Below are 25,955 nucleotides of genomic sequence, written 5' to 3'. Positions count from 1 at the left end.
ATTTATTTAAAAATTTCAGCATCTTCTCTACGAAAAAGTAACCCAACTTAAGCAAAAAAATATTATTTTTTTTGTATATTCTACGTTTTATGTTTCACTTTAAAAAGGTAAAAAATTGAACGAGAGATTTTTTAAATTTTTATTCTTTATTTTTATAGTAGGATTTGGCACATACTACTTCTACCCTACCGAAATGAACGAAATTCAACGTATGGCTTATCTTAAAAGCTACGGTGTAACTCTAGGTCTTGCATCAGGCGGAATTTTAATAGGAATAGCGTTAGGTTTTACTCTAGCGTTTTTAAAATTTTTAAATATCAAAATTTTAAATTTTATAATCGATGAATATATAGATATATTACGCGGAACACCTATACTATTACAGCTCTTAATATTTTCCGTAGTGATTTTCGCTACATGGAGTGATAACTTTTACGTAGCCATAATAGCTCTTGGACTAAACAGCTCCGCATATGTAGCCGAAATAGTAAGAGGCGGAGTAAATAGCGTGGATAAAGGTCAAATGGAAGCGGCTCGCGCAATGGGGCTAAACTACGGCATATCAATGAGAGAGGTGGTTTTCCCTCAGGCAACCAAAAATATCCTGCCGGCTCTTGCAAATGAGTTTATCTCGCTTTTTAAAGAGACATCGGTAGTTGGATTTATTAGCGTAGTTGATATTACAATGCAGAGCAAAAGCCTACAAGCCGTATTTTACAATCCAAAACCGATAATTTTTACCGGAGTAGTTTATTACGTAAGTATTAAAACACTTTCATTCCTGGCTAAAAAGCTTGAAGAGAGACTAAATAGACATGATTGAGATTAGAAATTTAAATAAAAATTACGGCGATCTGCAAGTTTTAAAAGATATAAATGTAGATATCAAACAAGGCGAAGTAATAGCCATAATAGGTCCTAGTGGTGGAGGTAAAAGTACCTTTTTACGTTGCATAAACCGTCTTGAAGAGCCAACAAGTGGACACATCAAGATAAACGGTGAAGATATACTAAGCAAAAAAGCAGATATTAATAAAATTCGCCAAAAAGTTAGTATGGTCTTTCAGCACTTTAATCTATTCGCAAACAAAAACGTTTTAGAAAATTTAACTCTAGCACCTATAAAAACAGGTCTAATGAGCGAAGCGGATGCCGAGAAAAAAGCACTTGAACTACTTAAGAGCGTAGGATTAAGTGATAAAAAAGATGCATTTCCTCATAAGCTCTCAGGTGGTCAAAAGCAGCGTATAGCTATAGCTAGGGCTTTAGCTATGAATCCAGAGGTTATACTTTTTGATGAGCCCACATCAGCACTTGACCCTGAAATGATAGGCGAGGTTCTTGATATAATGAGAGATGTGGCATCAAAGGGTATAACAATGCTTGTCGTTACTCACGAGATGGGATTTGCAAGAAATGTTGCAAATAGAATATTTTTTATGGATGGCGGCAAAATTACTGTGGATGATCAGCCTAAGAATGTATTTGAAAATCCACAAAATCAACGTTTAAAAGAATTTTTAAGTAAAGTTCTAAATCATTAAATTTATTATATTATAATTAGCAAATTTCAAAAGGAGTATGCATGAAAAAATTGTTTGCTTTGTTTTTAGCGTCTTTTGTTTGGCTTGGAGCTACCGAGCTTAAAATAGGCACAGCTGCCAACTATCCGCCGTTTGAATTTATAAACGATCAAAATAAAATTACCGGCTTTGATATAGATTTAGTTCAAGAGCTATCAAAAAGAGTAGGATTTGAATATAAATTCGTAAACATGAGCTTTGATGGAATCATTCCGGCTCTAAAAGCGGGCAAAATAGATGGCGTAGCAAGTGCTATGAGTGCAACTGATGAGAGAAGAAAGTCTATCGACTTTACAAATTCTTACTATTCTACAGAAAATATATATCTAAAGAAGAAAAACAACAATAAAGTAGCAGATAAAAAAAGCCTTAAAGACAAAAAAGTAGGCGTTCAGCTAGGAACAGTACAAGAAATTGCGGCAAAAGAAATAGATGGAGTAAAAGTGGTGCCTGCAGAAGAAACAGTGCCACTAATCCTTGGTCTAAAAGCTGGGAAAATGGATGCTGTGATACTTGATAGCTCTATTGGCTATGGGTATCTAAAACAAAATCCCGATTTAGTGGAGTTTTACAAAGAATCAGACGGAAGCGAAGGCTTTTCTATGGCATTTGATAAAGATAAACAAAAAGAACTTATAGAAAAGATAAATGTCGCTCTAGAAGATATTAAAAAAGATGGAACTTACGACAAGCTTTTAGAAAAATACGATCTCAAATAATGAATCTATGCGCAATTTTTAAACCAAGTTTTAAAGGTTGCGCAACCTTTGTATCTATATTCTTTATACTTCAAATTCAAGTTCTCGCTAAAGAAAGAGTAGTTGCTCTATTTACGGAGAAGATTGAGGATACTTTTGTTTTTAAAATAAATATTCTTAAAACAGCACCTTGCAAACTATATGGAATCGAATTTTATGATGTTGAAAAATGCACAAAAGATAAAAAGCTAATTGAAGAATTTAATATCTTTTACAAAGATCAAATCTATAAATTTATCAAACCGGGACAAAATTTCTATATATCGTCCAATAAAAGCTTAGGAGATAGATGGCTCTGCGAAGTAAGCAATGAAAGTAAAATTTTAAATAAGACTCTCGTAAAATATTCACTTGCAATACCAACAACAAAAGAGTATAAAAAAATAAAACTTGATAAAAAAAAGAGTGAAATCGAGAAGAAATTTCCTAAAATTTTTGAGTGCCTAAGTGGTAAAAAATCTGAAGCAAAAGAACCGGAAAAGCCAAAAGAGATAAACTCTACAAAAACACTAGAAGAAGAAAAGCCAAAGATCATAATAGAGTTTCGTAAGCAGTTTGGAGAGGATTTTGGAAGGGATTTTGGCGAATGATATATGAAAATCAAATAAGGAAGTAATATTTGTCTAAAATTTACGCAATCAGCGATGATATTTTAACTCCTGATGAGACTATCTTAAAGCAGGCTCGTGAAATTTTAGAGTGTGGGATAAAATATTTTCAGTATAGAAGCAAAAAAGCTTACAAAAACGAGAATTTAGCACGCGAGCTGCTATCTCTTTGCAATGATTTTAAAGCAAAATTTATCGTAAATGACGATGTGGCTTTCGCTAAACAAATCGGAGCAAAATGCGTTCATATCGGCAAAGATGACGGCGATATAAAAGCCGTGCGAGAAATTTTAGGCAAGGATGTATTTATCGGCGTAAGCTGTTATAACGACATAAATTTAGCCATTAAGGCGCAAGACGAGGGAGCAAGCTACGTAGCATTTGGCAGCGTTTTTTCAAGCCCTACAAAGCCTGCCGCGATAAGGTGCTCTTTTGAAACCATACTGCAAGCTAAAGAAATTTTAGCCATACCAATCTGCGTAATCGGCGGCATAAACGCTCAAAACATAGATCAAATTTTATCTCTGGAAGTTGATCTTATCGCCGTTATCTCAGCTCTTTATAGACCTGAGAGCATAAGCGAAAACTATAAAAACCTAAGCAGATTTTTATAAATTATCAAATTTTACCTGCAAATATCGAGTGAAGCGCAAGCTCCTCGCCCCAAGCGTTTTTATGCTTATCGATACTTTTTTTAATCGCTTCAACAAGATAGAGCACATCATCCTTTGTGTGCGTGTAGTGAAGGCTTACCCTGACCCAGCCCGGCTTTTTATCAAAGACAAGATTATCCTTAAGCCCAAGCAGATCATGACCGTAAGGCCCGGCACAAGCGCATCCTGCGCGAGTTTGGATACCAAAGTCGTTGCTAAGAGTAGCCGCAAAGTCATAAGGTGAAACTCCGCGAATATTAAACGCAAATATCGGCACGCGAGACAAATTTTTAGGCGAGTAGCAAATCACGTCATCGATACCATCAAGCTCATTTTCAAAAAGCTCGCTAAGCTCATTTTCGCGCTCTTTAATGCGCTCAAAGCCGATCTCGTTTCTAAGCTTGTAGGCTAAATTTGCCCTTATCATCTGGATTATGCCCGGAGTACCGCCCTCTTCTAGTTGCTCAAAGTTTTTTACAAACTGATGGCTAGTCCTGCTTACATAAGCCACCGTTCCGCCGGCCGCAAAGGTAGGCTCGTTGCTAGTTGCAAGAGTTTTTTTAATCGCTAAAAGCCCACAACTTCCAACTCCGCCAAGCAGCTTATGAGGCGCTAGAAACAGCGCGTCAAAGTATCTACTATCAACATTTGCATAAGCGCTAATGCTTGAAGCATCAAGCGCAAGCGCTCCGCCCCTAGCCTTAACTAGCTCATAAACTCTTTTATAATCGCTAATGACGCCTGTCACGTTTGAAGCTACACTAAAAGAGGCGATGATCTCGCGGTTTTTATTCATCTCAAGCACGCGCTCAAGCATCTTAAAATCAACTAAGCCGTCTTCATCAAGCCCTATTCTAACGACATCGCACATCCCTTCGCGAAAGCTAACTTCGTTTGAGTGGTGTTCGTAAGGCCCCACGATAACTAAAGGCAAATTTGAAAGCGCCTTTATACGGTATCTTTCGCGTGTTTTTGGCGGTATGTATATACCCATGATCTCTTGAAATTTTTTGATCGCAGCACTTGCTCCGCTTCCACAACCTATGAGATAAAACTCATCGCCAAGACCAAGCAAATTTTTAAGCTCGCTTCTAGCGTTTTCGTATCTGCGCTGGGTTAAAATCGCGCTTGAAGAGCTGTCAGAATGTGTATTGGCGTAAGTTCTTAGAAATTTTAAAACCTCTTTTTCGATAGGCTCGTAAGCAAGCCCGGAGGCCGTATAGTCAAAATAGTAAATTCCATCTTTTAAAATGATATTTTTTCTAACTTCGTCCAAATTTAGCACATTCTCGCCTTCGTTTTTAAAAGTAATTATAACCAAAAGTGTGCTAAAATGGGTCAAAAAGGAGAGCAAATCCACACTCTAAAATCCTCTTACGAGCGCTTCAAACACCTTGATATACACGAGCTTATAAATTTCCACTGTGTTTTTGACGCTCATGATATAAGCTTAAATTTTTACGATGTTTTTGAGGCGATTGAGGTTTGCATAGTAAGAGAATTTCAAAATTTAAAGCCGAAATTTAGCTTTGATAGTCCTCTTAAAAACGAACTTAGCCTTGCGCTAATGCGTCTTGCAAAGAGCGATCGAAAGCGGTTTAATATCTATAAAATTTTCTCTCAACAAGTAGCAAAAAGAGTTTATAAAGAGCTTTTTGAAAGAGAACTTATAAGTGTCGAAAAGAGCCTTGAAAAGCCTATAAAAGCGCCAAAAGGACAGCTTTTAAAAAAGCATTTAAGAAGATATCAGGTAGAGGATAAAATCCGCTTTAACGACAACTTTACGAGGTTTTGGTTTAGGTTTATAGAGCCAAATTTAAGCCTGCTTGAAGAGGCTAAATTTGATAACGTGATGCGTGATATAAGGGCGAATTTTGATGATTATGCGAGTTTTGGATTTGAGCTTATTTGCAGGGAGCTTTTGGCGCACAAATTTGGCGTAGAATTTGATAGAGTAAGCAGCCTGTGGACAAGAGAGGTTGAGATCGATCTGTTTTTAAAAATTAACGAGCAGACAGTAGTCGGAGAGGCGAAATTTAAAGAGCATAAGATATGCAAAAATGTGCTAAATTTGCTTGCTAAAAAGTGCAACAGATTGCAGCTTGAACCGTATAAATTTGCACTTTTTTCAAAGAGTGGCTTTAGCAAAGAGCTTGAGAGATTAAAAGACGAGCGAGTGATGCTTTTTAATATGAGTGATTTTGAGGAGCTGATAAATGGATGAAAAGACAAGCATACAAGACGGTTTAAAAAGCCTTATAGAGCAGACCTATCTGATCGAGCAAGAGTATAAAAACCTCACAAATTCATACACAAATTTGCAAAATTTCATAAAAGAGATCGTGGAAATTTTACCCACTGCTATCTGGGTTATCGATGAAAACGGCGAAATTTTCTTGCAAAACTCAGAAGCGCTTAAAGTTCCTCATTTGCTAAAATTTATAAAAGAAGATAGCGAAGAAATCGAACTACACGGACAAATTTACCTCATAAAAACCACTCAAAAAAACGGTAAGAAAATCATCTCGGCAACCGATATCACCAAAGAAAAGCGCACCGAGCGTCTAGCCTCCATGGGGCAAGTAGCCGCCCATTTGGCTCATGAGATAAGAAATCCCATAGGCTCTATCTCACTTCTAACTTCAACGCTTTTAAAAAGAGCGGATGAACGCACCACGCCCGTAGCAAGCGAGATCCAAAGAGCGATTTGGCGCGTCGAGCGTATCATCAAGGCGACTTTGCTTTTTACAAAAGGGCTTAGCATAAATCCTAGCGTGTTTAACTTTAGCGAGCTAAAAAGCGAGTGCGAGGAGGCTATCGCCTACTATGCTTACTCAAAAGAGATAAATTTCAAGCTAAATTTTCCAAACGCCTACTATAACGGCGATAAAGACCTGCTTGCGATGGTCTTTCAAAATATGCTTTTTAACGCGATTGACGCAATCGAAGAGAGTGATGATGATAGCGGACAGATCACGCTAGATTATGAAAAAACGGCGGATGAGCATAAATTTATCGTGCAAGATAGCGGTGTAGATATCGCAAACGCTGCGATCGTCTTTGAGCCGTTTAAGACAAGCAAACTTAAGGGCAACGGGCTTGGACTTCATCTGTGTTTGCAGATCATAAACGCGCACAAAGGAAGTATCGAGATCATGCTAAATCCAAAGCGATTTTGTATAAATTTGCCGATTTATAAGGCAAAGAGCGAGTAAATTTATCAAATTTGAAAGGAAAAAATGAAACTAGACGCAAAAATTTTAGACGAACTAGAAATTTGGCACGAGGAGCTAAAGCCTCTTAAAATGGCCCAGCTGCTTAAAGACGGCGGCAAAAATACCGCTTTTGTAAGCGTGGATATGATAAACGGCTTTTGCTGTGAGGGCGCGCTATCTAGCCCAAGAGTTGGCGCTATGGCAAAGTATTTGGCGGATACTTTTAAAAGAGCGCATGATGAGTTTGGCTTTAAAAATTTCATCTTGATCCAAGATAATCACGGCGAAGAAGCAAGTGAATTTGACGCGTTTCCGCCACATGCGGTAGCCGGCACAAACGAGGCTGAGACGATAGATGAGCTTAAAAATTTAGATTTTTTTGACGAGATTAAAATTTTTTACAAAAACTCGATAAGTTCGGCGTATTGCGACGGATTTAACACCTATTTAGAGCAAAATAGGCACGTTGATACCTTTGTCATCTTTGGCGACTGCACCGATCTTTGTGTCTATAACCTTGCGCTTCATATCAAGCTAAGCGCGAACGAAAAAAACATCAAACGCGAAGTTATAGTAGTAAGCGATCTGGTACAAACTTACGACGCGCCTTGGCATAACGGGGACTTTTATCATCTGGTATTTTTACGTCACATGCAAATAGCAGCAAATATAAAAGTTGTCAAGTCTCTTGAATAAATTTAGGCAAATTTAAACAAAACCGACCTAAAAGCGGCTTATTCTAGATATTAAAGACGAATTTCAAAAAGGCTTACTTTAGCATTTTGATAATGAGCCGGTAAGCCTTTAGTATCCTTTAGCTCGGTAAGTCCAAGGAAGCAAAATCCGCACTTTTGATAATGCTTAATAAGCCCTAAATTTTCACCTACCGTATCAAGCCTGATAAAATTTTTACTACTTTTTAGAGCATACTCTTTAGCCCAATTGACTATATGCAAAACTAAATTTTGCCCTCTAAAGCTAGGATTTACCGCTATACGATGTATATATATGGCGGCATCGGCACTTCTCTCTTGCCAAATTTGAGCGTCATCAAAGGCTATCGCCCAAACGCAAGCTATTGTGCCCTCTATTTTTATATTAAACTGCCTATTTTCTTTGATCTCGGTCTCTATAAACTCGCGACTAAATTTCGGCCAAGGAGCAGCACCTTTTATCTTTTGAAGCTTAACCGCCTCGTCATAAAGATATAAAATGTCGCCTACATCATCTTTTGAGCTGTTTTGTATAGTCATTGTTTATCCTGCTAAGTTATTTACCTTTTCTTCAAAATTATCGCTTACTACAAATTCCGTGCTATAAACTAAAATTTGATTTTGCTCGGGGTTAGCTATCTTGATGATTAGGCTTTTATTGTTCTTTTCAACCCCATTGCGGTGATCTTGCTGAGCTAGGCGGTAGATATTAGTTATCATATCCTTACTAAGGCTTAGCATGTTCAAATTTAGCTCAAGCGGGGTTAAATTTCTAGGCTTTTCTTTTAAATTTGAGCCGTTAGAGCCGTTTTGATAGCTTCCGTTGCCGTTAAAATTTCGCTTCTTAAAGCTTCGCGCCTTGAAATTCATATCTTTAGCATCCTCAAGACCAACCATCTCTATAAGCCTTATACGGTTAAACTGTCCGTCTCGAGAGAAGTTTATCTTAAAGGCGTAAGGAGTCTCATAAACTGCATTTCCAAGCTTTTCAAGCTCGGCAAGTTCGCGATCAAATAGCGTTATTTCGATATTTCCGTGAAAATCAAGCACGTTTAAGGTTCCGATTTTCTTACCGCTATTTTTAGCTATCCTCGTGCTGATATCTTCGATCTTGCCCACTACAAGTAGCTCCGCACTCTCGCCGACACTTTCAAATTCCGAGCTTAAAGTGTAGCTTATCTCGTCAATTTGCGCCTTAAAGTCCTGCAAAGGATGACCCGAAAGATAAATTCCCACGCTATCTCTTTCGTATAAAAGCCTCTCTTTTAGCTCAAATTCCGTATCGTCCGCCAGCAAATTTACCTTCACGTTATTCATGCTTTCATCTTCGCCAAAGAGGCTTTCTGCGCTATTTTTCTTAATCTGCGCAGCGCTTTTGCAAGCTTCCATTATATTATCAAGGTTATTAAACATCATCTTTCTAGTAAAGCCAAAAGTATCAAAAGCGCCTGATTTTATGAGGCTTTCAACAACTCTTCTATTTACCCTAAAGCTGTCTATACGCGAAACAAAATCGTCAAGCTCTTTAAATTCTCCATTTTTACGCTCTTCAATAATATTTTCTATCGCTGCACCGCCAACGCCCTTTATCGCGCCAAGACCGTAAATAATAGCGTCGCTTCCATTTTCGCTAACAACGCTAAATTCTTGCATAGAGCGATTTATACAAGGCGGAAGTATGGATATATTCATACGCTTTGTTTCGTCGATGTATTTTGCGATTTTATCCGCGTTATCTTCCTCGCTCGTTAAAAGAGCTGCCATAAATTCGGCAGGATAGTAAGTCTTTAGATATGCGGTTTGAAAGATTATCATCGCATAAGCTGCGGCATGCGATTTGTTAAATCCGTAAGAGGCAAATTTCAAAATCATCTCAAAAAGCTCGTCAGCCTTTGTTCCGTTTAGCCCCTTAGCGATGGCGCCTTCTACGAACTGACCTTTTAGTCTATCCATCTCCTCTTTTATCTTTTTACCCATCGCGCGGCGTACCAAGTCTGCACCTCCAAGACTAAATCCGCCTATAGTTTGAACTATCTGCATAACCTGCTCCTGATATACGATAACGCCGTAAGTAGGAGCTAAAATAGGCTCAAGTTCCGGGAAAATATATGTTATCTCGGCTTCTTTATGCTTCCTTGCAACAAAATCAGGAATAAGATCCATAGGCCCCGGACGATAAAGCGCAACCATCGCGATAATATCATCAAAACAGTCGGGCTTTAGGCTAAAGCCAAGCTTGCGCATACCTTCACCCTCCACTTGAAAGAGTCCTATCGCTTGTCCGCTTTGAATAATTTCATAAGTTTTTTTATCGTTTATATCAATCGTCTCCCAGATAATATCCTTACCAAAGCGATTTTTGATAAGTTTTATCGCGTTATTAATAACCGTTAGCGTCTTAAGCCCAAGGAAGTCAAATTTGATAAGATCCACGTCCTCAAGGTACTTTAGGCTATACTGCGTTACGAAGTGATCTTCGGCGCTATTTGGCTGGCGAAACAGAGGGGCTTTATTCCAAAGCTCTTCGTTTGAGATAACAACACCCGCCGCGTGCATGCCCGCGTTGCGGTTTAAGCCCTCCAGATCAAGTGCGAATTTCCAAATTCTAGCTGCGTTTGCGTTTTTATCTATGAGCTCTTTTATCTTTGGTTCTTTTTCAAATGCACTCTCAAGCGTGATACCAAGCTCATCAGGTATGAGCTTAGCCATAGCGTCAGCCTCGGCATAAGGCATGTTACAAACCCGCGCGACATCGCGGATAACGCCTTTAGCAAGCAACTTACCAAACGTTATAACCTGAGCGACGTTAAATTTGCCGTATTTTTCGATAACATAATCAATTATCTCGCCTCTTCTATCCTGACAAAAATCCACGTCGATATCAGGCATACTCACACGCTCGGGGTTTAAAAACCTCTCAAAAAGCAGGTTGTAAGGTATAGGATCGATATCGGTTATCCTAAGACTATACGCCACCAAGCTTCCTGCCGCAGAACCGCGTCCCGGACCTACAGGCACACCGCGCTTTTTAGCCTCTCTGATAAAATCCCAAACTATCATCATATAGCCCGGGAAATTCATCTTATTTATGATGCCTATCTCGATTTCAAGGCGCTTTTTATACTCTTCGTGCTTTTCTTCAGGCACGAATTTAAGCCGCTCAGCAAGCCCGTTTCTACACTCATACTCAAAAAATACCGAGTCGTTTGCAAAGCTGTAGCGATTTTCTGGCTCGGGCAGGCTAAGCCCACGCTCTGCCGCACACTCAAGAGTAAATTTAAAATTCGGCGGAGTTGCGTCGCCTAGTTTTATTTCAAGATTGCATTTTTCCGCGATCTCTTGCGTATTTGTGATGGCTTCAGGGATATCGGCAAAAAGCTCGCTCATCTGCGCAGGAGTCTTAACGTAAAATTCATGCACGCTGTGGCGCAAACGGTTTGGATCATCAAGAAGTTTGTTCATCGCGATACACATGAAAACCTCGTGTGCATCGGCTCTTTGCTGAAACGTATAGTGCGTGTCGTTGGTAGCGATAACCTTGATATCAAGCTCCTTTGAGATACGCAAAATTTGATCGTCTATCCTGCGCTGATCGCCGATACCGTGGCGCATGATCTCAAGGTAAAAGTCCTCGCCGAAAATTTCTTTATATTCGCGCGCCACTTCAAGCGCCTTTTCATATCCGCCAGCTCCATAGCGCAAATTTCGCTCGCTTTCGTTTAGGTGCCAGTTCACCTCGCCTTGAAGGCAAGCGGAACTGCATATCACGCCCTCGCTATGCTCTCTTAGCAGTTTTTTATTGATACGCGGATAGTAGTAAAAGCCCTCGATATAGCTCATCGAGCTTAAATACATCAAATTTTTATATCCGGTCTCGTTTTTGGCAAAAAGACATAGGTGAAAGCGCTGCTTTGAGCTTTTATCACCCACATCTTCGCTGTTATGGATATAAGCTTCTATGCCGATTATCGGCTTTATGCCCTCGCCCTTCATCGTCTTGTAAAAATCAATCGCGCCAAACATATTTCCGTGATCGGTTATAGCTACCGAGCTTACGCCTTGTTTTTTAAGCGTTTTAGCAAGCTCTTTTATCTTATTTGCTCCGTCTAGCAAGGAGTATTCGGTGTGCAGATGTAAATGTGTAAAATCGCTCATAATCATTCCTTTTATTAGGTCTGATTTTACAAAAGAGTAGCTTTTAGAGCGCTTTTATGTGGCTTATATTTTCTTTAAAGGCTTTGAGTAAATTTGATAAAGTGTCGCATCTTGCTTCGTTTAAGCCAAGTTTTTTAGCTAGAAATTTATAGTGAATTTTTGCGCCGTCTTTTAAATTTACGGCAGGTGCATTTGAAGTTTTTGATAACTTTTTATCTCCGCTTTTAAGCAAGCTATGGTGGATAAAATTTGCATTTTTAAAATTTAGTCCGAGCAAATTCGCCATATATTTTTGAGCTGCCGAGCACTCAAGCAGATCCTCTCCGCGCACGAGCAAATTTACTCCAAGACGCTCGTCATCAATGAGGCTCGCAAGATTGTAAGCAGCGGCGCCGTCTTTTTTATATATCATAAAATCGCCCATGTTTTTAGCCAAATTTATACTTTTACTTTGGTTTAAATTTGCAAATCCAAATTTTGCCAAATCACATCCCACATCTATCGCTTCATCGCTATTTACGTGAAGTCTGATACAGGTTTTATCAGGAATAAATTCTAGATTTTTATTTAGGCAAATTTGTTTATAAATGCCGTTTTCAAACGAGCTTTTCATCGAGTGAGAGCACTCGCAGGCATAGCAAACTCCTAAATTTTTAAGTCTATTAAGTGCATTTTTATAGCTTGAAGCTCTAAATTTAGAGCTAAATTTTGCCTCAAATTCAGCTACCGAGCTAGATCCGCCGTCAAAGTCAATCCCAAGCATATCAAGCACACGAAAGATGTTTTCAGTGTATTCACTTCTATACCGCACAAGATCGTAATCATCGATGCGAAGATATAAAATTCCATCAAGCGTGCGGGTAAAAAGATATGTTAAAAGAAAGTTATATGCATTTCCCGCGTGGAGAAATCCGCTAGGTGTAGGAGCTATACGAGAGATGATCTGCTGGTTCATGAAAACAGCTTCAAATCAAGCCTAAAATTTAGCAAGAAAGGCTTAAAAAAGTTAAAAATTAGAGAGTTTAAAAACAGAAATTTAAATCGCATAAATTTTAAAAAGCCGCCCAAGCGAGCGGCTAAATTTTACTCTTTTGGGCGAGCTTCATTTACTCTTAAAGCCCTTCCGCCTACCTCTTTGTCATTTAACGCTTCTATCGCCTTGACTGCTTCGGCATCATCCATTTCAACAAATCCAAACCCTTTTGAGCGATTTGTCTCTCGATCTTTAACGATTCTTGCACGTTTTACTTCACCAAATGGCGAAAAAGTATCCTTAAGCTCTGCCTCAGTCATGCGATATGACAAGTTACCGACGTAAATATTCACAGTAACGTTTCCTTAAAATCAAATTTCCGATAAAATCGGTTGCTTGATGATACCTGAATTTACAAAAAATAGCTAGTAAATTTGGCATTTGTAAGCAAATTTAACTCAATTTTACACAGCAAACAAAAGCCCCTCTTTTACCTCTTTGTAAATTTTCTCTCCGCAGAGATTTTTAACCAGCTCAAGTGCAAATTCCATAGCCGTGGCAGGGCCGCGAGAAGTGATGATGTTGCCGTCTTTTACGACATTTTGAGAGCTTACGTATCCGCTATCTTTAACGTGAGCTTCAAAGCTTGGATAGCAAGTGTAGCTCTCTTTTATCACGCCGGCCTTTGCTAAAGCCATAGGAGCCGCACAAATAGCGCCTATAAATTTGCCTTTGCTATCAAATTCTTTTAAAAGCGCTTGAAGTTTAGCGCTGTTTGCCAAATGCTCTGCCCCAGGAAGTCCTCCTGGAAGCACTATCATATCAAACTCGCTTTCGCAAATTTTTTCAAGCGTAGTGTCGGCATGAACTTTTATGCCGTGAGCTCCTGTAAGAATATCCGCATCAAGCCCTGCGAATTTCGCCTCAGCTCCTGCTCTTTTTAATACATCGATAATGGTTATCGCTTCAATCTCTTCAAAGCCGTTTGCAAGCATTACAGCCACTTTTTTCATATCTGCTCCTTTAAAGTTGTTTTTTGATTATACGTTAGATTAACTGAATTTGTGTTAGAATTTAAAACTTCTTGACAAGAAAGGACATAAATGGAAGTAAAGATTACTTATTGTAATTCTTGAAATTACAAACCGACAGCTTCTCGTGTAGAAGAAAAAATACTTTCAGAAATCAAAGGTGCTAGGGTTAGCAAAGTCGTCGGAAGTGGCGGAAACTTCATAGTCGAAGTTGATGGAAAAGTCGTATTTTCCAAAAAAGATCTGATAGGCACTACCGTAAACGCTCTACCAAATAACGAAGAGATCGAAGCTTTGGTACAAAGCCTAAAATCCGCTTAAATTTTAAAGAGCCAAAGCTAAATTCGGCTTTGGCTTTCTCAGCTAAATTTGCAAAGCTTGAACTTAAATTTTAAGACTCAAGCTGCTTTCAAAACTTATTTATTAGCTCTCTCGATATACTCGCCTCTAACGGTATCTACGCGGATAACTTCGCCTTCAAGCACGTGAAAAGGGATTTGCACAACAGCGCCGCTTTCAAGCGTAGCAGGCTTTTTACCGCCTTGTGTGTCGCCCTTGAAATTTGGCGGAGTCTCTACTATCTTTAGCTCAACCACTTGAGGTACTTCCACACCGATAGCCTTACCGTTGTGGAACAAGATATCAACCATCATGCCGTCTATCATCCATTTTTTAACATCGCCTACGTCATCGTCACTGATCGCTACTTGCTCGTAAGTCGCCGTATCCATAAACTGGCAATACTCACCGTCATCGTAAAGATACTGCATCTGCTTTTCTTCCAAATTTGGCTGATCTGCCTTATCGCCCGCATGAAATGTCTTTTCCAGCACTTTACCGTCGATAAATGACTTGATCTTGGCTCTTACGAAAGCTGCTCCCTTGCCCGGTTTTACGTGTTGGTATTCAACCACTTTGTAAGGAACGCCGTCTAATTCGATCTTTAAGCCCTTTTTTAAATCTCCCATTGAGTATGTTGCCATAAATTCTCCTTATTAAATAATCGCCGATTATATCAAAATTACAATTATAGATTTATTATTTTAAAAATTGTGTAGCTAAAAGGCTTATTTTTCACCGAATTTAAAAGTCCCTTTTTTCTTTTCACTTCCATCTGATTGAGAATATATCTCTCTCATAAGCTGTTCACTTACACTTGGATTATCTTCTTTTATCTTTTGAAATTTTTTCTTTTCGGTTAAAATTCTCTCGAAACTCTGAGTGCTTCGTCTCTGTGCCTCACTCTCACATCCTATAATAAAAAATAAAGTCAAACAAAAAATCAAAATTTGAAAATAATTCATATAAATTCACTACTCCGTAAATATTTTAAGCCTCCTAAAGAAGAGGCTTAAAAATATCTATAATACAGCATATTTCGCCCAAACACAAACATCAAGGCTATTTAATTTACCAAGAGTTTCTTTTGATATTTTTTCATCGACAAGAACAACCGCAAGCGCAAATCCATGCTGATCTCGACCCAATCTAAAGTCTGCAATATTGATTTTTTCATCTGCCAAAATAGCACTAATTTTTGCAATTACTCCAGGCACATCGGAGTTTTTAAATATTATCATCTTGCCTTTTGGCTTAAAGTCGGTTTTAAATCCGTTGATACCCACTATGCGTTGATCCGATTCATCAAACACAGTTCCGCTCACTGATGTTATACCGCTATCTGTAGTAACTTTTACTGTCACTCTGTTTTTATATCCACTCTCTGGCACACAAATAGCATCTGTTAAAATTCCTTTTTCATCGGCTAGAAATTTGGCATTTACATAGTTAATACCATCCCCTAAACTCTCTTTTAAAACGCCTACAAGAGCGAATGTAAGCATAGATTTTATGTAGTTTCCTATATATCCTTCCGCCTCAACCTTAATAGCCTTTACAGGCGCGTGAGTCATTTGTGCCGCTAAAAAAGACATCTTGGAAATTAGCTCTATATAAGGTTCTAAAAAAGGAGGTAGATCCTCTGTCTTGATAGGCAAATTTAAAGCATTCGGATAGCTTATGCCACGAGCTGCACTGATAGCCTGTTCCGCTGCTGCGATAGCGATATTGCTTTGAGATTCAAGAGTATTTGCACCAAGATGAGGAGTAACGCTAATATTATCAAGATCAAGCAGAGGGTGATCTGTCGCAGGCTCTTTGGAAAATACATCAATACCCGCAAAAGCTATCTTGCCACTTTTTAAGGCTTTTTCAAGAGCCTCTTCGTTATAAAGTCCGCCACGTGCGCAGTTTATGAGTCTTACGCCATCTTTCATCTTTAAAATTTCATTTTCACCTATTATATTGGTAGTCTCTTTTGTCTTAGGAGTATGGATGGTGATAAAATCGCAAGCCAAAATATCATCAAAATCCCTAGTATAAGTTCCGCCCATATCAGTTACCTTAGATGGATCTATATATGGATCATAGGCTATTATTTGCATACCAAAGGCAGCAGCTCTAGTAGCAACCCTTGAGCCTATGTTACCAAAACCTATAACACCTAAAGTTTTGTTAAAAAGTTCAACTCCGTACCATTTTTCGCGCTTCCATATTCTATCGATTTTTAGGGCATTATGAGCATAAGGAAAACTTCTAGCAGCCGCCAACATATGAGCCATAGTTAGTTCAACCGCTGCAATCGTATTTGCCGTAGGAACGTTCATAGCGATAATTCCTCGCTTGGAGCATCCATCTATATCTACGTTGTCCACACCAACGCCTGCTCTAACAAGAGCTTTTAAATTTTTAGCCGCATTTAAAAACCTCTCGTCTACTTCTGTAGAGCTCCTGGTTATCGCTACATCCGCTTCGCCTATAATCTCCAAAAGCTTATCTTTTGGTACAGAAGTAGCGTCAACCACCTTTATATTTTCTTCACGGTTTAAAATTTCAAAACCAACCTGATGAATCGCATCACATACAATTATCGTTTTCACAGCTTAACCTCCATAATTTGCGAGTGTATATCATACGTTTTAAGATCATCTATAACACGATTTAATATACTGACATCTTGCGTATTGATATATATTAGATTTTTAGAATTTTCTTTTATTACACTAAAATCGACAGAGATATTTTTAAGAGTTTGACTTAGACAAAACATAGAATATATATCATTTTTATCTATTATTAATTGATAGACTCTTTTTTTAAAATTATCTTTTTCGCTATTTTTAAACTCTATAAATATCTCATTTGCAGCTAAAATATACTCTTTAGGAGTCAAATTTGCAAGTTTATTAACCCAGGAAACTTCATTTTTGCTTCCATTTGACTCAACTTCTTTTATAATATCTTGCTTTTGTGGTATTCCTTGAGCTAAATTTGCGTTTGCATATCTCCATAGAAAAAACCCACAGAGACATACAAACGCCAGCAAACAAACGATCACAGAAGCAAGCAGATGTCGTTTCATTTAATTTCTAAATTAAGACAGCTGCTCTTTTATAATATCGCCCAATGTAACCTTGTCATTACTATTTATTTCATTTAGAACTTCACGTTCTTTTTGTTTAGCCAAGCGTCTTATACTTAGGCGAATTCTATTCTTTTTCTCGTCTATAAAAGCTATTGCGGCTTCGATATTATCATTAATATTCAGATCCTCGGCTTTTACACTCCCCATATCCTCTTTACGGATTAAGGCATCAACGTTGTCACCAAGCTCTACAAATATACCAAACTCTTTAATATCGCGAATTTTACCGGTTACTATATCACCCACATTGAACTTTTTAGCATAGGCTTGAACAGGGCTTTGTTTTAAATCTTTTAGACTTAGAGATATCTTTTGTTCGTTATTATCTATCTTTATAATCTTGACTTCAACTTCATCGCCTATTTTAAACATATCTTTGCACTTATCGTTTCTATCCCAAGAAGCGTCTTCGTTGTGCAACAACCCCTCTACTCCACTAATTTTAACAAAGGCACCGAAATTAGTAACTGTAGTAACAGCTCCTTTTACCACGTCGCCTTCTTTAAATTTAGAGTTAAACTCGTCAAACGGTTTTGGAAGTAGATTTTTAAGGCTAACTCTTAAACGACGATCGTTAGCGTCTATCTCTATTACCTCTACATCAAGCTCTTCGCCTTCGCTTATATGATCTTTAGGATTTTTTATATTTTTATCCCAAGAAATTTCAGATATGTGCAAAAATCCTTCTATGTCATTTCCAAGATCTACAAAAGCGCCATAAGGCTCAATATTGCTGACTATTACTTTTATGGTATCGCCAACTTCCAAACTATCTTTAATCTCATCCCAAGGATCCGGCATAGCAGCTTTTATAGATAGTGAAAGGTGTTTTTTCTCATTATCGTATTTAATAACCTTAACTAAAACCTTATCGCCTTCTTTATAAATAGATCCAGGATTTACAGGGCCTTTGTAACTAATTTCACTATAGTGAACAAGCCCGTCTACTCCGCCAACATCTACAAACATTCCATAAGTTGTGATCTTCTTTACGGTGCCTTCGATAGCGTTTTCATTCGCGATTATTGACGAAATAGCCTCTTTTTTCTTCTTGCGATCTTCATCTAGCAGTCTTTTTCTGGAAACAACTATACTTTGTTCCTCTTTATCAACCTTGATAACTTTAACTTTATAAGTTTTTCCCATTACGGAATTCGCATCTTTAAATCCACTTTGAGATTTTGGTAAGAAAAACTCGATTCCGTCATTATTTTGAGCTACGAAACCGCCTTTATTTTTACCTATTATTTTAACATCAAACACATCTTGATTATCTTCATTGTAAGATTCGATATAGTCCTTAACCTTCTCTTTTCTTAAGGCTTTTTTATGAGAAACTATCGGTCTTCCGCCACGAGATCCAGTTATAACAACCTTGATAGTATCATTGATATTAAATTTTAAATTTCCGTTTTCATCACTAATCTCGGATATATTTAAAATTCCTTCCGATTTTTTACCTACATTGACGAAAACCTCATCACCTTTGATATCGACAATGGTACCGTCGCTATCTTCTTCAGTCTTTTTAAAAGACTCCTCCAACATCGCTGCAAAGTCTTCTTCTTCTATAAGTTCATCCTTTGCTTTATTGATTTGAACATTTTTGTTCACCGCAGCCATCGTGATCCTTTTGAGTATATTTTGCTTGCACTATTTTTAGTTACAATTAGCCAGATTATACTTAAAAATAACTTATTTGTAGATTAACTTACGAGAATTTGGGACTAAAATAGATATCCTTGAGTAATTTTAAACTCATTTTTTATAAATTTAAACTTACTCAATTAGACAAAATATATTAGTTTTTAAAATCTTCTATCTTTTTTACAACGTTTTGTATAATCCAATCAGGTGTGCTAGCTCCTGCACTTACTCCGCAGTGATTTTTATTCCTAAACCACTCCTCATTGAGCTCACTCTCATTTTCTATCAGATAGCTATCATTGCAAAAATTTTTAGATATTAGATATAGCTGCTTTGTATTGGACGAATTTTTACCGCCTATTATTATCATTATATCGGCTCTTTCAGCAAGCTCTTTAACAGCCTCTTGATTCTCAAAAGTAGCATTGCAAATGGTATTAAAGACTCTAACCTCTTTTGTTTTAAGCATTAAGTAGTTTACTATCTGCATAAATTTTTCAACCTTGCGCGTAGTCTGGCTAACTACAGCAACTTTTTGCGAAAGCTTTATGTTATCTAGTTCGCTCTCATCTAAAACTACATAAACCTTGCCATCTGCATAAGATTTTACACCTTTTACCTCGGGATGATTTTCATCTCCAAAGATGACTATATCATACCCTTCTTTGCTCATTTTTTCGCAAATTTGCTGTGGCTTGGTCACAAATGGACATGTCGCGTCAATAATTTTAATATCACTATTTTTTAGTTTAGACAGATCGTTTTTGGTAATACCGTGAGTACGTATAATTGCCTTTTTTTCCTCGGTTATCTCGCTTATTCCTTCTAGGGTTTTTACATTAAAGTTTATCTTTAATCTATTAATCTCTTCATTGTTATGAATAAGAGGTCCGATAGTAGCAGCATCTTTTGCATTTTCAGCGATTTTTATCGCACGTTTTACTCCAAAACAAAATCCATAACTATTTGCAAGCTCAATCTTCAACGCTAGCCCCAAGCTCTCTTAAAATATTGCTAAAATTCGGGAAAGAAGTAGAGATAAATTCACTCTTTTCTATTACCATGCCGCATTTTAATCCTAAAATCGCAAAGCTCATAGCTATCCTATGGTCACCGTGACTATCTATTATAGCGCTATTTAGCTCTCCTCCTGTCACGCTAAACCCATCGTCAAATTCACTTACTTCAAGACCGCATTTTCTAAGACCCTCTACGACAACAGATATCCTATCGCTCTCTTTTACACGAAGCTCTTTTGCGTTTCTTATTACGCTCTTTCCTTTGGCATTTGCAAAAGCTATTGCTAGAGCAGGAATCTCATCAATAAGCCAAGAGATATTTTCATCTACCTCCACGGCTCTAAGTTGAGAATATTTAATCTCTATATCTCCGATACTTTCATATTCGCTTGAAGTCTCTTTAAATTTAATATCAGCGCCCATTTTTTCTAAAATTTTATAGGCTTCTATACGAGTTTTATTTAAAAGAATATTTTTTAAAATTAAATGCGAATTTGGAATTATTGCTGCGGCAACAGCGAAAAAGAAAGCCGAGCTAGGATCGTTTGGCACAAAAATTTCAAGCGGCTTAAGAGGCGATTGCATAGGAGATACTTTAACTTCAAGATTATTTCTTACAAGCTCCGCCCCCATACCTCTTAGCATTCTTTCTGTATGATCACGGCTTAGTTCAGGCTCGCTTATCACGCATCCATTTGATTTAAGTCCTGCTAAAATAAGTGCGGATTTAACTTGAGCGGAAGCGATTTTACTCTCAAATTTAAAATACTCAAGTTTGCCTCCCCTGATACAAAGAGGAGCCATATCTCCATTGCTCACACCATCTATCTTGGCTCCAACGCTTATTAATGGCTTTCCCACCCTTGCCATCGGACGGCGATTTAGATATTGATCTCCGCTTAGCACAAAAAATCCGTCAGTCGCGGCCAAAAATCCCATAAGAAGCCTCATTGCAGTTCCAGAATTTCCACACTCAAGCACAGAGTGTGGCTCCTGCAGTTTTTGAGGTGGGATTATAGTCATAACTCCGTTTTCTTCTGATACTTTGGCACCTAAAAGCTTAATTATATTTAAAGTGTTTAATGTATCTTCAGCCTTTAGATAGTTTTTTATTGTGGACGGCTTATCACTTAATAGCGAAAATATGGCACATCTATGAGATATCGATTTATCCGCCGCTATAACCTCTAATTTCGCTTCAATCCTATCTTTTAAAGCAAAAATTTTCATCTTACTCCGATATTTAAATTTTTCTTCAAACTGTCTAAAATTTTATCCATTATCAGTGCTATCTCTTCATCTTCAAGCGTTTTTTCTATATCTTGGAAAACAAATTTCACAGTCAAACTAGAATTTGAACCTAAATTTTTATCTCTATATATATCAACAGGTAAAAATTCCTTCAAACATCCTATTTTAAGAGCATTAATACACTCTTTTATGACTTCAAATTTCATATCATCAGGTACAATCAGGCTCAAATCTCTGCTTATTGCCGGGAATTTAGAGTAGGTCTTTACGGCAACGCTACTAAATTTAAGCTTACCAAAATCAACTTCGCAAAGATAGGTTTTAGGTAGATCAAATCTATTCTCAACCACCACATTAACTCTACCTATATAGCCTACTTTAACACCATTTCGATAAATTTCAGCCTGCTCAAATTCGCTTAGATAATTTATATCTTTACTAGGCTTTAATTCAAATTCTCCGATCGCATTCCTAACTGCAGAAGCAAAGCTTAAAAAGCCTATTTCAGAAGGCTTGGCTGAATTTAGTAAACTTGGCTCCCTCACAAGTCCACTAGCTACAAACCCAAATCTCTCGCTTTGGCTTCCATTCTCATCAAAAACACTTCCGAATTCAAAAATTTTGACCGATTTTTTTGAATTTTTAATATTTCTTTCTGCAGATTTCAAAAGATGATTTACAAGAGTCGGACGAAGAGTGTTAAGCTCATTGCTTATAGGATTTGCGATCTCTACTTTGCAAGGTTTAAAGCCAAGCTCGTTTAGCTCATTCAAATCATCAAATACATAATGAACAGACTCAAAAAAGCCGCTACTGGCCGCTTTGCGTCTTAAATTTAACGCATTTTTATAATCTACAAAGGTATCATTTATACGATTTTGTTCGCTAAATTTCAACGGTTTTGAAGCAATATTATCAATCCCTATGATTCTAACGATCTCTTCGCATACATCTTGAGCGTTTATGATATCGTGGCGAAAATGAGGAACTTTGACATTCGCACTATCTTTTTCTACATTGAAATTTACCTCAAATCCAAGCTTTTTAAGGATTTTGACGACATCATTTTTCAAAACCTCTTGCCCTATCATCCTATTCATTTCGCTCATAGTAAAGCTAACCACTCGTGGCTCTTTTTGCAAAATACTCTGCTGAGAGCCCGCATATATCGAAGCGCTCTTTAGTCCGGAAAGCATCTTAAACAAATAATCTGCGCCAAAATTTATGTTAGGCTCGCTCCCTCTTAAGGTTCTATAAACATAATCGAAGCGCGGCATTTTTTTATCTTCGTATATCGTAGTAGCGATTATTTCAGGATTTGTGTAGCTTGCCTCTATAACGATAATTTTACTATTATCATCTATTTTAGCCGCATCGCTTTGATAAATTCCAGCCACTCCTAAATTTTCGCCGCCTACCATAATCTTGCTTGCAGAGTGTGCGTCCTTATCTATATCAAATACAACCCTGCCTTCATCTTTTTTAAGCTTATCGTAATCATACGCGTTAAACAGCACTCCGGTCGAGTGTGTAGCGTATTCCAGAAGTCTTTCCACGCAGTGCTCTTTAGTGCATTCAATGAGGGCGAGTCTAATCTTCATAAGCAAATTTTCATTGAGAGTGTCTTTTAGTTCAAAAACTCTATACTGAAAGCTGCTTTTTAAATTTTCCTCCGCATGGATAGCTAAAATTCGCCCGATACCAAGCAAATTTTCAGCCTCGTCATACTTGCTGGCATCTTTTAAAGGCAGATCAAGCGCGGCAGAAAGATCTCTTGCGATACCATATACGCTTAGGCAGTCGCCTCTGTTTGGCGTTAGCTCTATCTCGACAAACGCGTCATTTAACAAAGGATACTCTCTTAATTCGCGCCCTAAGCTAAGCTCTCCGATACTCTCATCAAGAGGCATGATGCCCTCGTTTACTTTTACTAGGCCAAGCTCGGTTGAAGAGCAGATCATGCCGTTAGACTCGACTCCGCGAAGCTTAGCGTGCTTTATCTCAAGTCCGCTTGGCATAACCGCACCCACAAGAGCAACCGGCACAAACTGCCCAGCCTCTACGTTTTTAGCACCGCAGACTATCTGAAGCGTTTCGCTTCCGACATCGACTTGACACACGCTTAACTTATCGGCATCAGGATGCTTATCCTTGCTTTTTACATATCCGACTACTATATTTTTAGGGATTCTTACTGAATTAAAGCTATCAACTTCAAGACCGATGGAATTTAAAGTCTTTAAAATCCTCTCGCTATCCACATTTGCTATATCCACCCACTCATTTAGCCAATTTCTTGAAATCATCATTTAAACTGCTCCAATAATCTTAAATCTCCCTCAAAAAGCGAGCGCAAATCAGGAATTTGATGAAGCAGCATCGCAAAGCGCTCCACACCAAGACCAAAGGCATATCCGCTTACATTTTTGTAGCCAACCGCCTTAAATACATTTGAATCAACCACACCACATCCGAGCACTTCAAGCCAGCCCGTCTGCTTGCACACTCTACACCCTTCGCCTTTGCAGAAGATACAGCTTATATCAACTTCAGCCGATGGCTCCGTAAACGGGAAAAAGCTTGGGCGAAAGCGTACCTGAACATCGCCAAACATATACCTTAAGAAATTTTCAAGCATGCTTTTTAAATTTGCAAAGCTAACTACGCCTTCATCCTCGACGACAAGTCCTTCAACCTGATGAAACATCGGAGTATGCGTTAAGTCCATATCTCGGCGAAACACAGCACCTGGCGCTATCATGCGGACAGGAGGCTTCGTGCTCATCATAGTTCGAACCTGCACCGGACTTGTGTGCGTACGAAGCAGTTTAAAATCCTTAAAATAAAACGTATCTTGCATGTCGCGCGCAGGGTGATATTTAGGCAAATTTAGCGCCTCGAAGTTATGGAAGTCATCCTCTATAAGAGGTCCCTTTTCAAGCGAGAAATTTTGCATCATAAAATACTCTATAATGCGGTCCATCGTAGCCATAACCGGATGAAGAGCGCCGGTGCTGCTTGGCTCGTTAAAGAGCGTCACGTCTATCGCGCTTGCTTTCATCTTAGCTTTTATCTCACCGCTTTCAAGCTCGGTTTTTTTCGCGGATATCAGGCTTTCAAACTCATCTCTTAGCTTATTGAGATTTGCTGCAAATACCTTCTTCTCGCTTTCGTCCATATCTTTCAGCTTGGCAAATTCAGAGGTTATAAGCCCTTTTTTGCCTAGCAAATCGACACGAATTTTATCAAGCTCAGCCAAATTTTCACACCTGCTTATACTATCTTTGTACTCTTGCAATTTCTTACCTTGTATTAAATTTTGAGATATTTTAGCTAAAATTTTTTGAAGTGTTGATAAAACAGACAATACAACAATAGCATACAAAGAATTTAATCCTAATCAATCGTTAAAATTAATTAGCAAAGATATAGATTAAATTCTTTTACTAAAAATAGGAATCTCATTTATAGATCTAAATTTAAATCTTTCTAGTCTTTGCATCTCTTTCATTATCAAATTATTATCAGTATTAAAATTTAAATTATGAACATCAGCATAAACATGTTGAAGTATATAATTCATGCTTGCAAATAAAACATTATCTAATGTTTTATTGACAGGAATTAGCATATCATATCGCTTGCCGTGGTGAAATTTACATATTCTAGCAACACTTCCTTCTTCATCATCTGTTATAAAAAATTCAAATAATGACGGTTCTGTCATAAAGTGATAGATAAAAAAATGAATATTTACACCGCTTTTATTATTTTTGATAGCAAAAGGCATTTTAGCAAATCCTATACACTCTGTTAAAATTTTTATTTTATCTTGAAAATCAAGATTTAAAAAATATTCAGATATTTTGCTTAAAACCACCAATTCTTTAGCTGTTATTGTTTCATTTCTACAACAATCTACCTCACTCACACGACCGGTAATAAGATTAATCATATTATCAAGATTATCCATTGCCGAAATATTAGTTAATCCGTATTTGGATATATAAAAATTATTTTCATTCAAAAAACTTTGCTTCATTGCAGTATTGATTTTAGAATATCCTGATAACGGACACCAATTTATATCTATAAAGTCTTCTCCATAAAAATAAGCTTCAGTAGGATGCTTATTTATTTGTATAGTTATAGGCTCCAAAAATTTCGTTGTGCTTTTTCTATAAAATATATTCGCACGTTCAGGATTTCCAATATTGTATTGCTTCATAACATATATAACAACAATAAACATGACATCCAGAAAGTTATAAAAATCTCCTTTATAGCTTAATATACTATTAGTTTCTGATTCGTATTCTTTTGAATCAATATTACAAAATTCATCTACTGAAATACCTATTCTATCAATAAAATCTTTACACATACTATCAAATTCATAGAACTGATATATAAAATTTAGTTGCTCATATATAAATATTTTTGCTTTGTTCTGGTTTGTAATTTTATAAACAATATTTGATATTAAAACTTTAATATGTTCTTTTTCTTGACTGCTGGCAGGATGAAGAGATATTTCCTCTCTAAGTTCAGAAAATGTATATTTATCACCAAACATTATATCCTCCCATAATTTGAGAGAATACACTCTTTTATTTTTTCTGAATTTCCTATGTTGTATTTCAACATAACACTAAGCGTAATAATCTGCATAGCAATCTTGCCGTCTATTGACGGAGCTAATCCTTCTTCAAAAAGATCATAAATTACATCGCTAGCTTCAGTATCGCAACTAAATAAATCTGCATTATAAAACTCATATTTTGGAATGCCCGACATATCTATAAAACTTTTACATAAAATATCACTATCATAAAAAAAATACATAAAATTAAGCTGTTCATATA

Annotated in this window: 26 protein-coding genes; 9 read left to right on the top strand and 17 right to left on the bottom strand. The window is 37.4% G+C overall.

The genetic code is table 11. The features are described from left to right. Positions 1 to 115: 115 nt before the first annotated feature. The 5 genes from CDOMF_RS03280 to thiE are packed head-to-tail and all read left to right on the top strand — an operon-like array spanning position 116 to position 3,563. On the top strand, positions 116 to 823 hold the full coding sequence (locus tag CDOMF_RS03280; RefSeq protein WP_170000718.1) for an amino acid ABC transporter permease: 708 nt from the start codon (positions 116 to 118) through the stop codon (positions 821 to 823). Then, positions 816 to 1,544, top strand: coding sequence for an amino acid ABC transporter ATP-binding protein (locus tag CDOMF_RS03275; protein ID WP_172128961.1), 729 nt, complete (start codon positions 816 to 818; stop codon positions 1,542 to 1,544). Before CDOMF_RS03280 ends, CDOMF_RS03275 begins: the two co-directional genes overlap by 8 nt. Positions 1,545 to 1,585: 41 nt before the next feature. Beyond that, entirely contained in the window at positions 1,586 to 2,302 is a 717-nt protein-coding gene (locus tag CDOMF_RS03270; protein WP_260952434.1) for a basic amino acid ABC transporter substrate-binding protein, read from the top strand. Further along, on the top strand, positions 2,302 to 2,931 hold the full coding sequence (locus CDOMF_RS03265) for a hypothetical protein (protein WP_260952433.1): 630 nt from the start codon (positions 2,302 to 2,304) through the stop codon (positions 2,929 to 2,931). Before CDOMF_RS03270 ends, CDOMF_RS03265 begins: the two co-directional genes overlap by 1 nt. Before the next feature lie 29 nt (positions 2,932 to 2,960). Beyond that, entirely contained in the window at positions 2,961 to 3,563 is a 603-nt protein-coding gene (thiE, locus tag CDOMF_RS03260; RefSeq protein WP_260952432.1) for a thiamine phosphate synthase, read from the top strand. A 4-nt stretch (positions 3,564 to 3,567) separates the two neighbouring features. On the opposite strand, the gene CDOMF_RS03255 is transcribed toward thiE, so the two are convergent. Beyond that, positions 3,568 to 4,887, bottom strand: a complete 1,320-nt coding sequence (locus CDOMF_RS03255; protein WP_260953121.1) for an aminotransferase class V-fold PLP-dependent enzyme — start codon at positions 4,885 to 4,887, stop codon at positions 3,568 to 3,570. Between the two features lie 48 nt (positions 4,888 to 4,935). Between CDOMF_RS03255 and CDOMF_RS03250 the strand changes: the two genes are divergently transcribed. The 3 genes from CDOMF_RS03250 to CDOMF_RS03240 are packed head-to-tail and all read left to right on the top strand — an operon-like array spanning position 4,936 to position 7,513. Beyond that, entirely contained in the window at positions 4,936 to 5,826 is an 891-nt protein-coding gene (locus CDOMF_RS03250; RefSeq protein ID WP_260952431.1) for a DUF234 domain-containing protein, read from the top strand. Then, positions 5,819 to 6,817 carry a sensor histidine kinase gene (locus CDOMF_RS03245; protein WP_260952430.1) on the top strand — a complete coding sequence of 333 codons (999 nt, stop codon included), beginning with the start codon at positions 5,819 to 5,821 and terminating at the stop codon, positions 6,815 to 6,817. Before CDOMF_RS03250 ends, CDOMF_RS03245 begins: the two co-directional genes overlap by 8 nt. Positions 6,818 to 6,841: 24 nt before the next feature. Further along, the gene (locus CDOMF_RS03240; protein ID WP_260952429.1) at positions 6,842 to 7,513 is read left to right on the top strand and encodes a cysteine hydrolase family protein; all 672 of its coding nucleotides are present in this window, start codon (positions 6,842 to 6,844) and stop codon (positions 7,511 to 7,513) included. 50 nt (positions 7,514 to 7,563) lie between these two features. Here CDOMF_RS03240 and CDOMF_RS03235 read toward each other — a convergent pair whose 3' ends face one another. The 5 genes from CDOMF_RS03235 to CDOMF_RS03215 all read right to left on the bottom strand — a co-directional run bounded on the left by CDOMF_RS03235 (position 7,564) and on the right by CDOMF_RS03215 (position 13,671). After that, complete coding sequence (locus tag CDOMF_RS03235) at positions 7,564 to 8,070, bottom strand: GNAT family N-acetyltransferase (RefSeq protein WP_260952428.1); 507 nt, start codon at positions 8,068 to 8,070, stop codon at positions 7,564 to 7,566. A 3-nt stretch (positions 8,071 to 8,073) separates the two neighbouring features. Beyond that, a complete protein-coding gene (dnaE, locus tag CDOMF_RS03230; RefSeq protein WP_260952427.1) occupies positions 8,074 to 11,685 on the bottom strand; it encodes a DNA polymerase III subunit alpha in 3,612 nt (1,203 codons plus the stop codon). A gap of 43 nt (positions 11,686 to 11,728) precedes the next feature. Continuing rightward, entirely contained in the window at positions 11,729 to 12,640 is a 912-nt protein-coding gene (locus CDOMF_RS03225) for a glutamate--tRNA ligase family protein (protein WP_260952426.1), read from the bottom strand. A gap of 128 nt (positions 12,641 to 12,768) precedes the next feature. Further along, entirely contained in the window at positions 12,769 to 13,011 is a 243-nt protein-coding gene (locus CDOMF_RS03220) for an RNA recognition motif domain-containing protein (protein WP_170018558.1), read from the bottom strand. A 111-nt stretch (positions 13,012 to 13,122) separates the two neighbouring features. Then, on the bottom strand, positions 13,123 to 13,671 hold the full coding sequence (locus CDOMF_RS03215) for a DJ-1 family glyoxalase III (protein WP_260952425.1): 549 nt from the start codon (positions 13,669 to 13,671) through the stop codon (positions 13,123 to 13,125). A 90-nt stretch (positions 13,672 to 13,761) separates the two neighbouring features. Here CDOMF_RS03215 and CDOMF_RS03210 point away from each other — a divergent pair, with 90 nt between their 5' ends. After that, complete coding sequence (locus tag CDOMF_RS03210; protein WP_260952424.1) at positions 13,762 to 14,010, top strand: SelT/SelW/SelH family (seleno)protein; 249 nt, start codon at positions 13,762 to 13,764, stop codon at positions 14,008 to 14,010. Positions 14,011 to 14,105: 95 nt separating this feature from the next. Here CDOMF_RS03210 and efp read toward each other — a convergent pair whose 3' ends face one another. The 11 genes from efp to CDOMF_RS03155 all read right to left on the bottom strand — a co-directional run bounded on the left by efp (position 14,106) and on the right by CDOMF_RS03155 (position 25,935). Beyond that, positions 14,106 to 14,672, bottom strand: coding sequence for an elongation factor P (gene efp, locus CDOMF_RS03205; protein ID WP_260952423.1), 567 nt, complete (start codon positions 14,670 to 14,672; stop codon positions 14,106 to 14,108). An 84-nt stretch (positions 14,673 to 14,756) separates the two neighbouring features. After that, positions 14,757 to 14,963, bottom strand: a complete 207-nt coding sequence (locus CDOMF_RS03200; protein WP_260952422.1) for a hypothetical protein — start codon at positions 14,961 to 14,963, stop codon at positions 14,757 to 14,759. A gap of 87 nt (positions 14,964 to 15,050) precedes the next feature. Beyond that, on the bottom strand, positions 15,051 to 16,628 hold the full coding sequence (gene serA / locus CDOMF_RS03195; protein WP_169974233.1) for a phosphoglycerate dehydrogenase: 1,578 nt from the start codon (positions 16,626 to 16,628) through the stop codon (positions 15,051 to 15,053). Continuing rightward, positions 16,625 to 17,110, bottom strand: coding sequence for a hypothetical protein (locus CDOMF_RS03190; protein WP_170018562.1), 486 nt, complete (start codon positions 17,108 to 17,110; stop codon positions 16,625 to 16,627). Before CDOMF_RS03190 ends, serA begins: the two co-directional genes overlap by 4 nt. Before the next feature lie 12 nt (positions 17,111 to 17,122). Continuing rightward, complete coding sequence (locus CDOMF_RS03185) at positions 17,123 to 18,796, bottom strand: 30S ribosomal protein S1 (RefSeq protein WP_260952421.1); 1,674 nt, start codon at positions 18,794 to 18,796, stop codon at positions 17,123 to 17,125. A 178-nt stretch (positions 18,797 to 18,974) separates the two neighbouring features. Continuing rightward, positions 18,975 to 19,805 (bottom strand): 4-hydroxy-3-methylbut-2-enyl diphosphate reductase, encoded by an 831-nt coding sequence (locus CDOMF_RS03180; protein WP_260952420.1) that lies wholly within the window; start codon positions 19,803 to 19,805, stop codon positions 18,975 to 18,977. Continuing rightward, a complete protein-coding gene (gene aroA / locus CDOMF_RS03175) occupies positions 19,795 to 21,069 on the bottom strand; it encodes a 3-phosphoshikimate 1-carboxyvinyltransferase (protein WP_260952419.1) in 1,275 nt (424 codons plus the stop codon). Before aroA ends, CDOMF_RS03180 begins: the two co-directional genes overlap by 11 nt. Beyond that, on the bottom strand, positions 21,066 to 23,399 hold the full coding sequence (gene pheT / locus CDOMF_RS03170) for a phenylalanine--tRNA ligase subunit beta (RefSeq protein ID WP_260952418.1): 2,334 nt from the start codon (positions 23,397 to 23,399) through the stop codon (positions 21,066 to 21,068). Before pheT ends, aroA begins: the two co-directional genes overlap by 4 nt. Further along, positions 23,396 to 24,388, bottom strand: a complete 993-nt coding sequence (locus CDOMF_RS03165; protein WP_260953120.1) for a phenylalanine--tRNA ligase subunit alpha — start codon at positions 24,386 to 24,388, stop codon at positions 23,396 to 23,398. Before CDOMF_RS03165 ends, pheT begins: the two co-directional genes overlap by 4 nt. Positions 24,389 to 24,523: 135 nt before the next feature. Further along, the gene (locus CDOMF_RS03160) at positions 24,524 to 25,666 is read right to left on the bottom strand and encodes a hypothetical protein (RefSeq protein ID WP_260952417.1); all 1,143 of its coding nucleotides are present in this window, start codon (positions 25,664 to 25,666) and stop codon (positions 24,524 to 24,526) included. Next, a complete protein-coding gene (locus tag CDOMF_RS03155; RefSeq protein ID WP_260952416.1) occupies positions 25,666 to 25,935 on the bottom strand; it encodes a hypothetical protein in 270 nt (89 codons plus the stop codon). The genes CDOMF_RS03160 and CDOMF_RS03155 overlap by 1 nt, the downstream gene beginning before the upstream one ends. Positions 25,936 to 25,955 lie beyond the last annotated feature (20 nt).

It is taken from the genome of Campylobacter sp. RM16187, assembly GCF_025319965.1.
GTDB lineage: Bacteria > Campylobacterota > Campylobacteria > Campylobacterales > Campylobacteraceae > Campylobacter_A.
Note: the sequence above shows the minus strand (reverse complement) of the source record. Positions and strands in the feature narration are given on the sequence as shown.